At 74.1% G+C, this 12,234-nt stretch carries 10 protein-coding genes and 1 riboswitch; of the genes, 3 read left to right on the top strand and 7 right to left on the bottom strand.

Annotated features, from left to right (window positions below):
* Nucleotides 1-7 precede the first annotated feature (7 nt).
* Complete coding sequence (locus CIK06_RS27850; protein ID WP_095567277.1) at nt 8-2,398, bottom strand: ribonucleoside-diphosphate reductase subunit alpha; 2,391 nt, start codon at nt 2,396-2,398, stop codon at nt 8-10.
* A 129-nt stretch (nt 2,399-2,527) separates the two neighbouring features.
* A riboswitch (cobalamin riboswitch) is annotated at nt 2,528-2,735 on the bottom strand.
* Nucleotides 2,736-2,788: 53 nt separating this feature from the next.
* Nucleotides 2,789-3,460 carry a DUF4232 domain-containing protein gene (locus CIK06_RS27845; protein WP_157756980.1) on the bottom strand — a complete coding sequence of 224 codons (672 nt, stop codon included), beginning with the start codon at nt 3,458-3,460 and terminating at the stop codon, nt 2,789-2,791.
* Between the two features lie 175 nt (nt 3,461-3,635).
* Here CIK06_RS27845 and CIK06_RS27840 point away from each other — a divergent pair, with 175 nt between their 5' ends.
* Complete coding sequence (locus tag CIK06_RS27840; RefSeq protein WP_095567275.1) at nt 3,636-4,250, top strand: superoxide dismutase; 615 nt, start codon at nt 3,636-3,638, stop codon at nt 4,248-4,250.
* 5 nt (nt 4,251-4,255) lie between these two features.
* Nucleotides 4,256-4,525 carry a superoxide dismutase gene (locus CIK06_RS27835; RefSeq protein ID WP_095567274.1) on the top strand — a complete coding sequence of 90 codons (270 nt, stop codon included), beginning with the start codon at nt 4,256-4,258 and terminating at the stop codon, nt 4,523-4,525.
* On the opposite strand, the gene CIK06_RS27830 is transcribed toward CIK06_RS27835, so the two are convergent.
* From CIK06_RS27830 to CIK06_RS31770, 5 genes are all read right to left on the bottom strand, one after another.
* Entirely contained in the window at nt 4,501-5,688 is a 1,188-nt protein-coding gene (locus CIK06_RS27830) for an alanine racemase (protein WP_095568196.1), read from the bottom strand. The genes CIK06_RS27835 and CIK06_RS27830 overlap by 25 nt on opposite strands.
* Nucleotides 5,685-7,331 (bottom strand): IucA/IucC family siderophore biosynthesis protein, encoded by a 1,647-nt coding sequence (locus tag CIK06_RS27825; RefSeq protein ID WP_095567273.1) that lies wholly within the window; start codon nt 7,329-7,331, stop codon nt 5,685-5,687. The genes CIK06_RS27830 and CIK06_RS27825 overlap by 4 nt, the downstream gene beginning before the upstream one ends.
* Nucleotides 7,328-8,956, bottom strand: a complete 1,629-nt coding sequence (locus CIK06_RS27820; protein ID WP_095567272.1) for an IucA/IucC family protein — start codon at nt 8,954-8,956, stop codon at nt 7,328-7,330. The genes CIK06_RS27825 and CIK06_RS27820 overlap by 4 nt, the downstream gene beginning before the upstream one ends.
* The gene (locus tag CIK06_RS27815; RefSeq protein ID WP_095567271.1) at nt 8,953-10,122 is read right to left on the bottom strand and encodes an acetyl-CoA carboxylase biotin carboxylase subunit family protein; all 1,170 of its coding nucleotides are present in this window, start codon (nt 10,120-10,122) and stop codon (nt 8,953-8,955) included. The genes CIK06_RS27820 and CIK06_RS27815 overlap by 4 nt, the downstream gene beginning before the upstream one ends.
* A 129-nt stretch (nt 10,123-10,251) precedes the next feature.
* Complete coding sequence (locus CIK06_RS31770) at nt 10,252-10,965, bottom strand: TetR/AcrR family transcriptional regulator (RefSeq protein ID WP_095568195.1); 714 nt, start codon at nt 10,963-10,965, stop codon at nt 10,252-10,254.
* 102 nt (nt 10,966-11,067) lie between these two features.
* Between CIK06_RS31770 and CIK06_RS27805 the strand changes: the two genes are divergently transcribed.
* Nucleotides 11,068-12,231, top strand: coding sequence for an NAD(P)/FAD-dependent oxidoreductase (locus CIK06_RS27805; RefSeq protein ID WP_095568194.1), 1,164 nt, complete (start codon nt 11,068-11,070; stop codon nt 12,229-12,231).
* Nucleotides 12,232-12,234 lie beyond the last annotated feature (3 nt).

Raw genomic sequence — 12,234 nt, 5'->3', positions numbered from 1 at the left:
ACGGTGGTCACTGGCATGCCTCGCAGCTCTCGGGGTTTTCCAGGGAACAGGCCAGCGCCGCATCGTCGCTCACCGCGACGATCGGCTTGCCGACCGGAGCGATGGCGACGGTGGCCTGCTGGATCCGGGTCGCCGGGCGCGACCGCAGGTAGTAGGTCGTCTTCAGCCCGGACTTCCAGGCGTACAGGTACATCGAGGACAGCTTGCCGATGGTCGGCGCGCTCATGAACAGGTTCAGCGACTGCGACTGGTCGATGTACGGCGCCCGCGTGGCGGCGAGGTCGATCAGCGCCCGCTGCGGCAGTTCCCAGGCGGTGCGGAACAGCTCCCGGACGTCCTCGGGCAGTTCGGCGATGCCCTGCACGGATCCCTCGGCGCGCTTGATCTGCTCCCGGATCGGCGCGGTCCACAGCCCGCGGGCCCTCAGCTCGCGGACGAGATAGGTGTTGATCTGGAGGAACTCCCCGGACATCGTCTCCCGCTTGAACAGGTTGGACACCTGCGGCTCGATGCACTCGTAGCAGCCGGCGATCGAGGCGATCGTCGCGGTCGGCGCGATGGCGATCAGCAGCGAGTTCCGCAGGCCGTGCGCCGCCACCCGGGCGCGCAGCGCCGTCCACCGGTCGGCCTGGGCGGGCTCAACGCCGTACAGGTCCGGATGCAGGTCGCCGCGGGCGGCGCGGGTCTGCGCGTACGCCGGATGCGGGCCGAACCGTTCGGCGAGCCCGGCGGAGGTCTCCAGCGCGGTGAGGAAGATCTCCTCCTGCACCCGGGTCGACAGTTCGCGGGCCGCCGCCGAGTCGAACGGCAGGCGCAGCGTGAAGAACGCGTCCTGCAGGCCCATCAGCCCGAGCCCGACCGGGCGCCAGCGCGGGTTGGACGCGCCCGCCTGCGGGGCCGGGTAGTAGTTGATGTCGATCACCCGGTCCAGGAACACCACCGCGGTGCGGACGGTGTCGCGCAGCCGCGCCCAGTCGACGCCGTCGGCGGACACGTGCGCGCCGAGGTTGATCGAGCCCAGGTTGCAGACCGCGGTCTCGTCGTCGTTGTTCACCTCCAGGATCTCGGTGCACAGGTTGGACAGGTGGATCGTGTTGCCGGCCACGCCGGTCTGGTTCGACAGCCGGTTCGACGGGTCCTTGAACGTCATCCACCCGTTGCCGGTCTGGGCGAGGGTGCGCATCATCCGCCCGTACAGGTCCCGGGCCTTGACCGTGCGGACGGCCTTCTTCTCCGCGACCCGGTAGGCGGCGTCGAACTCCTCGCCGAACAGGTCCGGCAGGTCCGGCGCGTCGGACGGGTCGATCAGCGACCAGTCGCCGTCCGCCTCGACCCGGCGCATGAACTCGTCCGGGATCCAGTTGGCCAGGTTGAGGTTGTGGGTGCGCCGGGAGTCCTCGCCGGTGTTGTCCCGCAGTTCCAGGAACTCCTCGATGTCCGGATGCCACGGCTCCAGGTAGACGCAGGCCGCGCCCTTGCGCCGGCCGCCCTGGTTGACCGCCGCCACCCCCGCGTCGAGGGTCTTGAGGAACGGCACGATGCCGTTCGACCGGCCGTTCGTGCCGCGGATCAGCGCTCCCCGCCCGCGCACCCGCGACCAGGAGATGCCGATGCCGCCGGAGAACTTCGACAGCCGGGCAACCTGGTGGTACCGCTCGTAGATCGAGTCCAACTCGTCGCGCGGCGAGTCCACCAGGAAGCACGAGGACATCTGGGTGTGCCGGGTACCCGAGTTGAACAGCGTCGGTGAGCTGGGCAGGTAGGCCAGCGACGACATCAGCCGGTAGAACCCGATCGCCTCGGCCGGCGTCTCGGACAGCCCGCAGGCCACCCGCAGCAGCCAGTACTGCGGGGTCTCCACCACCAGCCGCGACTCCGGGTGGCGCAGCAGGTACCGGTCGGCGACGGTACGCAGGCCGAAGTACTCGAACCGCAGGTCGCCGGCCGGGTCAACGGCGTCGTCGAGCTTGCGGGCGTTGCGGGCCACGAAGGCGGCCGTGTCGTCCCCGATCAGACCCTGCTGGTGGGCGTACCGGATGGACTGGCTGAAGCTGGCCACCTGCTGCCCGCGGACCTCCTTCTCCACGTACGCGGCAAGCAGCCGCGCCGCGAGCCTGGAGTACTGCGGCTCCTCGCCGATCAGCTCGGCCGCGGTCTGGATGGACAGCTTGTCCAGCTCGGCGGTGGTCGCCCCGTCGTAGAGGCCGCTTATCGTCTTCGTGGCCACCCGGAGCGGATCAACCTCGTCCAGGTCGGCCACCCAGCGCTCGACCGCCCTGACGATCTTGTTGACGTCGACCGGCTCGGTGTCCCCGTTGCGCTTGCGGACCTGCATCACATGCCGGCGCTGCTCCGGTGCCACCCGATCGGGTGCTGCCTGCTCGCGCGTCGTGGTCATGTCCCCCTCCTCACGCCCTGTGCCCGAGGTCGGTGGGCGCGGGAGGACGCCACCGGTCACCGGTGGCAGGCTGCCGCCGGTCCGGTTGATGGCGTCGGCCGTCCCGCGCGGCCTCCGACCGCCGCCCGCGGCTGCGGGCGGCGCGCTGGCAGGTCTTCGGACTCGTGGGCGTCGTACGCGTTCCTACTGGCCGTCGCTTCCCAGACCGTGCGGTCCAGTGCGTGTTGGCGGCGGTCGTTCCCACTCACCGCTGCGGGGCAGTTCCGGTTTCGCACCGGATTCCCTGTCACCCCGGCCGTCCTGGCTGGACGGCCGAACCAGCTGCGATCGACACTATATATGGGTGGCTTGGTGGAGTCATACACCAGATGCTGTGTCGGCGTGTCGGCCTTACTCGCGCTCGGTGCCGTCCCGACCCGGTACCACCGGGTGGATCTGGAAGCCGTCGCAGCCCCGGCCGCCGCCGGCGAGCCGGACCGAGTGGGTCTCGTCGGGCGGGGTGACCAGCAGCCCCTTGTACTCCGGGCAGTCGGTGGCGTCCCCGCTCGGGATGTTGGTGCCCTCCAGCATGGCCGAGGCGACGCCGCCCTTGGCCGCCAGCTTGACCAGCGGTGGCGTCCCGGACTGGCTGCTCAGCCCGCCGGCCCAGCCGGCGGGGGTCCGGCTGGCCTGGGCGAGCTGCTTGCCCGACGGGTCGAGGCCGGCCACGCCGGGGTAGCCCTGCAGGTTGCAGGCCGCCGGTCCGGTGTTGGTGAACAGCAGCACCTGCGCCCAGTGGCCGGTGGCGCCGCCGCTTTCGCCGAGGGCGACGGTCAGTTGCGGGCTCTTGCACTCGGCCGTCCCGGCCGTGCCGCCGGAATGCCCGCCGGGGGAGGGTGCTGCGGAGTCCGTGACACCGGCCGAGGGGGTGCCGGCGGTGCTTCCGGTGCTGGCCGGCGTCGTGCCGGTGGCGGTGGGCGGCTGGTCCGTGGAGGTGCAGGCGGCGCCGCCGAGCAGGACGGCCGCCACGCCGGCCGCACAGGCGACGGCGGTGCGGACGCGCTGCTGGCTGGTGGCTTTCATGTGGATCCCCCGTCCCTCGGCGTTTGGTCGGCTATCGGGGATTTTCCTACCCGGCGGCGGCCCGGAGGCAAACCGTGCCCGCCGTGAATCGTGCCCGCCTCCCACCATCGGTCGGGCCTTGTTGCAAGATAGTGGCAACAACCAAAGCAAGGCAGTATCACCGGAAGGAATCCCGATGGCGGTCTACAACCTGCCCGACATGCCCTACGACTACGGCGCACTGGAGCCGGCCATGTCCGGGCAGATCCTGGAGCTGCACCACAGCAAGCACCACGCCGCGTACGTCAAGGGCGCCAACGACGGCCTCGACCAGCTCGCCGAGGCCCGCGAGAAGGGGGATTTCGCCCGGCTCGTCGGGCTGGAGAAGACGTACGCGTTCAACCTGTCCGGGCACGTGCTGCACACCATCTTCTGGGGCAACCTGTCCCCGGATGGGGGCGGCCGGCCGGACGGCGAACTGGCCGCGGCGATCGACGAGCACCTCGGCTCCTTCGACGCGTTCGCCGGGCAGCTGTCGGCGGCCACCAAGGGCGTGCAGGGTTCCGGCTGGGGCGTGCTGGCCTGGGAACCGCTCGGCCAGCGGCTGATCATCGAGCAGGTGTACGACCACCACGGCAACGTCGGGCAGGGCTCGGTGCCGCTGCTGGTCTTCGACGCCTGGGAGCACGCCTACTACCTGCAGTACAAGAACGTCCGCCCGGACTACGTGGACCGGCTCTGGGAGCTGGTCAACTGGTCCGACGTGACGGCCCGGTTCGACGCCGCCCGCGCCACCAGCCCGCGGCCCTGACCGGCGTGACGGGACCCACCCCGGCCGCGGCGGAGCTGGTCCAACGCGCCGCCGGGGTCATCGCGGCCAAACACCGCGGTGACCTCGCCGGCGCCGAGGAACTCCTGGCCGCCTTTCCCAGCGAACAGGCCCGTACCCTCGGCTTCTACCTCCTGGCCGAGTTGGCCCTCGGGTTGGTCCGGGCCGGCAGCGGGCAGTCCATGGACGAGGTGGTCCGCGAGCTGTCCCTGCTCGTCGCGACGAGCGCCGGTCAGCCGCCGCCGGGCGGCTCCTGACCGGGTCGGTCACCGGGCCGGGCCGCCCACTGCGCGGCGATCCGCCGCGGGTCGCCGATCCGGAACTCCGGCGGGTCGTGCAGCAGGAAGTCGCGGTGGCTGATGTTCCAGGCGTACGCCCCGGCCATCGTGAAGACGAGGACGTCGCCGACCCCGATCGGCCCGGCGGTGCTCGATCGGGACAGCACGTCCTTCGGCGTGCACAGCTGGCCGACCACGGTGACCGGCCCGCCGTCGCTCACCGGCCCGGTGGTGCCGGCCGGGCCGGTGGTCGGCCGGCGGTGCACGGTGAACGGTTGCGGATGACCCTTCGCCGCGGGCGTGCGCAGGTGGTGCGTGCCGCCCGCCACCACCACGAACCACTCGCCGTGGGACCGCTTCACGTCGATCACCTCGGTCAGGTACGCCCCGCAGTAGACGGTGACCGACCGGCCCGGCTCGATGCGCAGCCGCAGCCGCGGGTGCGCGTCGAGGATGTCGCCCAGCATCGCCCCGTACGCCGTCCAGTCGAACCGCGCCGCCGGGTCCGCGTAGTCGACCGCCATCCCGCCGCCGACGTCGACCTCGGCGGCGCCGACCTCGGCGACCGACCAGTCGACGACCGCCGCGGCGACCGCGCCGGCGAGCGGGGCGTCCAGCCCGCTGGCCAGATGCGCGTGCACCCCCCGCACCTCGATCCCCGCCGGTGGCCGGCGGGCGCACTGCACCGCCTCGGCCGGCTCCATCCCGAACGGGCTCGGCCGGCCGCCCATCACCAGCACCGCGCCGGGGACGTCCACCGGCAGGTTCACCCGGAGCAGCACCTGCGCCGGTGTCCCCGCGGCCACGGCCAGCGCGCCCAACCGGCGCAGCTCGGCCGGCGACTCGACATGGATCCGGCGCACTCCCGCGGCGAGGGCCGCGGCGAGATCCTCGTCGGTCTTGCCGGGACCGGCGTACGCCGCCGGCGCCCGGCCGGGCAGCACCTCGGCCAGCCGCCGCAGCTCCCCGCGGCTGGCGGTCTCGAACCCGTCGATGGTCGGGGCGAGCGTGCGCAGCACGTCCGGATCCGGATTCGCCTTGACCGCATAGAGCAGCTCGACCCGGGACGGCAGCGCCGCCCGGATGGACCGCACGTGCGCGGCCAGCCCGTCAAGGTCGTGGACGTAGACCGGCCGGGTCACCGCGGCGCCCCGAACGGGTTCGGCACGGCCACGAACGGCGCCGCCCGGTCGGCGTCGCGCCGCCACCGGACCAGCAGGTTGGCCTTGGCCACCAGCGGCTCCCCGGCCAGCAGGGCACGCAGCTCGGGCGGGTCGCCCAGCCCGGCGGCCACCGCCGCGACGATGCCGCGCAGCTCCCGCCACAGCGCCGGCTCGATCCCCGGCCGCGCGTCGGCGAGCGCGCCGCAGATCCCGGCCAGGTGGTTGACGAACAGGCAGTAGAGGATGCGGTGCCGGGCGTCCCGCGGCGGGTAGCCGACCTGCGGCGGCACGTCCTGTGGCCAGGCGGTCCAGCGGCCGGTGTCCAGCTTCACCCCCTCCAGGTCACGCAGCAGCATCCGCACCGGACGCCGTTCGGAGTCCAGCACCACCACCACGTTCTGCAGGTGCGCCTCGTGCACGACGCCGTGGCGAAGCCAGGCGCCCAGCACCGCCGGCACGAGCAGTCCGGCGTACGCCCGCCACCAGGCCACCGGGTCGGCCGCCGGCAGCGGCCCGGCGGCCAGCGCCGCGGCCAGCAGCGGCGTCTCGCCCGGCCCCAGGTGCGGTCGCAGGCCGGTACGCAGGATCGTGCCGTACGCCTCGTCGGCGCCCGGGAGATCGACCGTGCGGTACGCGGGCTCGGTGAGCAGCGCGACCCCGGGCGGCAGCGGCACCCGGGACAGCAACCGGGTCAGCGCGACCGCGCCGGTCAGCTCGTAGCGGGCGTTCTTGCGCAGGCAGTTGGTGATCCGCACGTGCAGGCTGGTCTTGACGAACAGGTCGGCGGGTGCACAGTAGAGCGTCCGGACGCTGGCCGTCGGCCGCACCGGCACGCCGGCCGGGCCGAGCACCCGGACCCGGGGATGCGCCGGCGGGACCAGCGCCAACTGCCAGGGATGCACCGGCAGCACCCGGTGACCGGCCGGCGGTCGCGGCGGGTCGAGCGCCGCCAGCAGCCGGTCGGCGGGTCCGGCGTCCGCGGCCAGGTCCTCCGGGACCGCGAGCCAGCACAGCCGGAACGCGGTCCGCAGCTCCGGCGCGTACGCCCGCCAGCCGTCCGGTCCGCCGCCCCGCCACTTCGGGGCCGGGTGGTGCGGGTGGCCGAACAGCAGGGACTGCTCGGATTCGACGTACGCGTCGATGGCGGGATCGCCGGTGGGGGTGGGATCCGCCGGTGGCCGGTCGGCCAGCAGGCTGGCCACGGTGTCCCGGCTGGACCGCACCTGGCCGAGGAACTCCTCGTTCGGCCGGCCGGTGCGGGCCGTGAGCTCCGCCGCGACGAGCGCGGCCAGCCCCGTGGCGTCGAGGTCCGTCCACCCGCCACCGCCGTCCCGGCGCTGGGTGGCCCCGCCGTCCCGGTGTTGGGTTGACCCGCCGTCCCGGCGCTGCACCGGACCGGCGTAGCGGTGCGCGCCGAGCGGCGAGACGCGCGCCACGGCACAGCGCAGCGTCTCGCCGGTGTGCCGCAACCACAGCCGGGCCTCGCCGCCGTCGACCCGCAGGTCGCCGTCGGGCAGGGCGACCTCGCGGACCAGGCAACCGAGCACGGCGTGCGCGGCGGCCAGATCCGCCCGGCGGTCCGTGTCGACGCGCTGCCGGTAGCGCAACCCGGTACCCGTCATGTCGTCTCCCGCAGGTAGTTCGGGCCGGTGAGCCGGTAGTACTTGTTGACGTCGGCGCAGCCGAGCCGCTGCTTGGGCAGCAGGGTGCCGGCGGTGACCATCGCCTTCACCGGCAGCCGGGCGGCCCGCAACACCCGGTCGGTGAACAGCCGTGCGCCCGGCCCGTCGCCCCACCGGTCCCGGGCGGCGACCAGCCGGGGCAGCAGCGCGGCGGCCGGTGCCGGTACCCGCAGCCCCCGGGCGGTCAGCGCGAGCAGCGGCGCCGCGGCGGCCAGGTGCAGGGTGATGGTGGTGAACACGTCCGCCAGCTCGCCCGGGTCGCGGACCCACATCCGGTCGTCCCGCAGGGTTAGCCCGGCCGGGCCGCGGTGCCGCGGATCGAGCCGGGCGCCGTCGTTGTCCTTGTAGAGCAGGCCCACGTCGCCGTCCGGGCCGATCAGCAGGTGGATGTTCTGCGGGTGGGCCTCCAGGGCCACCCCGTGCCGCAGCCACAGGCAGGTGTGCCAGTCCAGCAGCAGGTCCAGGTACGAATCCAGCAGTGCCTCGGGCCGGCCGGCGGCGACCCGTTCGAGCACGGTGCCGGCCTCGGGGTCGGCGGCGGCGAGGGCGGCGACCGGCACCACCTGGCACCCGGCCAGGTCGGCCGGGAACCGTCGCAGCAGGAAGCCGAGCCGTTCGTCGTCGCCGACCTGCCCGTGGGTGCGCTCGTCGGCGTGCCGGATCCGGCCGGCGAAGGCCGGCTCCGCGGCGGCGATCCGGTCGAGCAGCCCGGCCACCGCCGCGCCGTCGGCGAGGGTGTCCGGACGCAGCGAGCGCAGGTTGCGGGCGCCGAGGGTCGCGGTCGGCAGCGGCAGCTTCAGATGGGTGTACGGGTCGGCCACGAGCGCCACCGTCCGCATCGAGAGGGTCGGCCGCACCGGGACGGCCGGCCGGGCGTGCACCGGCAGCCCGTGCCGGGCCGCGGTCAGCGGATGCACCGGCAGCAGCATCCGGTCGGCCCGTCGCGAGCGGGGCCACCAGGCCGGCAGTTCGCCGTGCAGCCGCACGTCGGCGGCGGGCGCGGCGTACCAGCACAGGTCGAAGACCGGGGCGTGCTCCGGGGCGTACCGCAGCAGGTCCTCGTCGCCGATCCCGTGCCGGCAGCGGTCGGTGGGGTAGACCGGATGGCCGGCGTGGGCGGCGAGTACGTCGTCGAGCAGCGCCGCCGGCATGCCGGTCCGTACGCCCGTGCGGGCCGCGGCCACGGTCGCGAACACCCGGCGCCGCCGGTCGGCGGCCAGCCGCCGCGCCCGAAGGTCCTCCCGGCATTCGGCGGTGAACTCCCGCCAACCGGCCACCGCCTCCGCGTCGTCGTGCGGCGCGAGCAGCGCCAGCAGGCCGTCCAGGGTGTCCACGGTGCGTGCGGAGCCGGTCGCGGGCAGCACCCGCAGCGCGGCGCGGGCGGTGCGGAACGCCTGCTGGAAGCCGTCCGCGCGGACCGGGATCCGCAGCAGGCCGGCGGAGTGCGGCACCTCCCACCAGCCGGGGCCGCCCGGCCGGCCGCGGCTGAGCAGGCCGAGGTGATCCTCGCGCAGCAGGGCGTCCAGCACCCGCGAGAACACCGTCCGTTCGCTCTCGTCGATCACTCGATGATCGTCCATCGCAGGTCGCGCCGGAAGTACCGCAGCGCGTCCCGGACCGCCTCCGGACCGGGGCCGATGCCGTGCAGGGCCGCGAGAAAGTCCCGGTTGGTGCCGGTCAGCTCGGCCACCCGGCCCGGCTCGCGCAGCGGGCGGCAGCCCAGCGCGACCTCGCCCCGCCGGGTGTCGAGCCGGCCGGGGGCCTCGTCGAGCCGGCCCGGGCGGTCGGCGCAGACGTACTCGACCCGGGCGTACCGGTCGACGGCGGCGGGGTCGGGCAGCCGGAGCGCGGCCAGCGGCTCCCCGAGGTGCAGGCGGATGACGTACTCGAACAGCGGCACCCCGAGCAGGTCGGCGAGGATCAGGTCCATCCGGTCGCCGATCAGCCGGTAGTTCACCTCGATCAGCCGGACCCGACCGTCCTGGACGACGTACTCGGTGTGGCAGGCGCCGAATCCGACGCCGAGCGCGTCGAGCCGGCTCCGCACCTGGGCGCCGTCCTCGTCCGGGCCGGGTGCCCAGTCGAGGCTGACCTCGACGAAGGTCGGTGGCGGTCCGAGGCCGGTGCGCCATCCGCCGATGCCGGCCAGCGCCGCGCCGTCGCCGAGCGTCTCGTGGGTGCGCAGCTCACCCGCGAGGTACTCCTCGACCACCAGCGCGGTCTCCGGCCGGCGGCCGCGGATCTCGGCGACCCGGGCGGTCAGCTCGCGCGCGTCGGCCACCAGGTAGGCGTCCTCGCTGGCCACTCCGGTGCGCGGCTTGAGCACCGCCGGGAAGAGTCCGGCCGGTACCCGGGGTTCGGCGCCGGGGTCGATCGTGGCGCAGCCGACCAGGTCGAGGCCGGCCGCGGCGATCGCCCGGCGGGTGGCGGCCTTGTCCTTGCAGAGCCGGGCCGCCTCCGGATCCTTGCCGGGCAGGCCGAGCTTGCGGGCGGCGATCGCGGTCGCCTCCTGGAGGTGGTCGCTGTTGGACGCAAGCGCCGCGGGCCGGGCCGCGGCCGCGGCCACCGCCGCGGGGTCGCGGACCGCGCAGCGCGTCACCGGTACGCCGGCCGGCCACTCGTCGGGTCGGTCCGTCAGCACGGTGACCGGCAACCCGAGCGAGGCCGCGGCGGGAAGGAATCCCTCCAGGACGGCGTCGGTGGGGTTCAGCGCGGTGAGGTACAGCCGCATCCCGCCTCCGTCGAGTGGCGAGGTAATCGCCTCTTAGGGAAGGCTATCCTAATACACGTGGTTCGTCGGGATGTCGGGCGGCGCGCGGCCCGGGTCGGCGGTCTTTCCGGATCGGGCGGTCCGGGCCGGTCAGTCTTCTGACCGGGGTCCGGTCAGTCCGTAGAGCAGCAGGTCCGTGAGGGTGTCGACGGTCCGCTCGTCGCCGCCTGCCGGCCCGGTGGCCGGCATGGCGTAGTTGAGCATCGAGAGCATCGCCCCCATGGCCGCCGCGACCAGTTCGGGGTCGTCCGGCACCGGGTGCCCGCGGTCGCGCAGGTACTCCAGGTGCTCGCGCAGCACGCCGGTCTGCTCGACCAGGTCCCGCCAGGCTCGACCGGTGGCGGGGTCCTCGGCGACCGTCGACTGGAACAGCGCGACCGTGACGGGCCGGTGCTGGCGCAGCACCGTCCAGGCGGTCAGCAGGTGGTCGCGCAGCTGGGTCCGGTCGGTCAGGTCGTGGTCCCGCGGATGGTCCCGGTCTGCCAGGTGGGCGTCCGCGGCCTCCTCCAACTCGCCGAGCAGGGCTCGGAGCAGTTCCTCCTTGCTGGCGAAGTGTTCGTAGAACGAACCCGTGGCCCGACCGGCCGCCGCGGTGATGTCGGTGATCTTGGTGTTCAGGTAGCCGCGCTCGCCGAACAGCCGCTTCGCAGCCTCCAGCAACGCCACCCGGGTCGCCGCCGCCCTGGCCCGGCGGGTGCCGGTGCCGCCGCCGGTGCTGCTGCCGCTGCCGGTGCTGCTGCCGCTGCCGGTGGTGCCGCTGCCGGAGTCGGAGGGGCGTCCGGCCGCCGAGCCGCGCTCGGGCATCGGCACTCCTTTCCGCCGTATCGGGCTTGACGGGTGCCAGCGTATCGAACATGCTTTCACTGAAATGAGATTCAGTGAATCAAGATTCAGAAAGCGGTGGGCATGCGGATCATCGTGATCGGCGGGGGCGTGGCCGGGGCCGCCACGGCGCTGGCGCTGCGCGGGATCGGCGCCGAGGTGACCGGGTACGAGGCGTACGAGGATCCGGCCGGTGCGGTCGGCGCGTTCCTCAGCCTGGCCAGCAACGGGCTGCGCGGGCTGGACCGGCTGGGCTGCCTCGCGCAGGTCCGGGCCGCGGGCGTCGACATCCCCCGGCAACGGATGTGGTCGGCCGGCGGCCGGCTGCTCGGTGACGTGCCGCGCGGCCGGCGCCGGGCCGATCCGCTGCACAGCGTCACGTTGCGCCGCGAGCGGCTGGTGGCGACGCTGCGTAGCGCCGCGACCGACGCCGGAGCCCGGATCCTGACCGGCGAGCGGCTGGTCGACGTCACCGAGACCGCGCACGGGGTGTGTGCCGAGTTCGCCGGTGGCCGGCGGGAGAGCGCCGACCTGCTGGTGGCGGCCGACGGCATCTGGTCTGTGGTGCGCGGGCTGCTCGATCCGGCGGCGCCGCGTCCGGAGTACGCCGGGCTCTACGCGATCTCCGGCGTGTCCGCGGCGAGCGGCATCGAGCCGGGGGTGTTCAACATGACGTTCGGCCGCAGCGGTGCGTTCATCCATCTGGCCGCGGCCGACGGTGCGGTGTGGTGGCAGGCGCAGATCGCCGACCCGGTGCCACCCGAGCGCAGCGCCCGGAGCGCGGAACAGTGGCTGGCGCGTACCGCCGAGCTGTACCGGCGCGAGGCGGTGCCGTCCGCGGTCATCGCGGCCACCACCGGACTGGACCCGGTGGTGCTGATGCACGCCGTCGATCCGGTGCCGACCTGGCACAGCGACCGGATCGTCCTGGTCGGCGACGCCGCCCACCCGGTCGGCGCGGGACAGGGCGCCTCGATGGCGATCGAGGACGCCGTGGCGCTGGCCGTCGCGTTGCGGGACGAGCCGACCGTGGGCGCCGCGCTGCGGGCGTACGACGCCCGGCGGCGGCCGCGGGTCGTCAAGCTGCTCGGCACGGCCGAGGACAACCGGGGTGCGAAGCGGGCCGGTCCGGTCCGCCGGCACGGCCAGGCGGTGCTGATGCGGCTGTTCCTGCCGCTGTTCTACGAGCGGGCCACCGCCTGGCTGTACGGCTACGAACCCGGACCGGTGGGGACCCGGCCGACCTGACTC

It is taken from the genome of Plantactinospora sp. KBS50 (assembly GCF_002285795.1).
Taxonomy (GTDB): Bacteria; Actinomycetota; Actinomycetes; order Mycobacteriales; family Micromonosporaceae; genus KBS50.
This window is presented reverse-complemented; position numbering and strand designations above follow the sequence as displayed.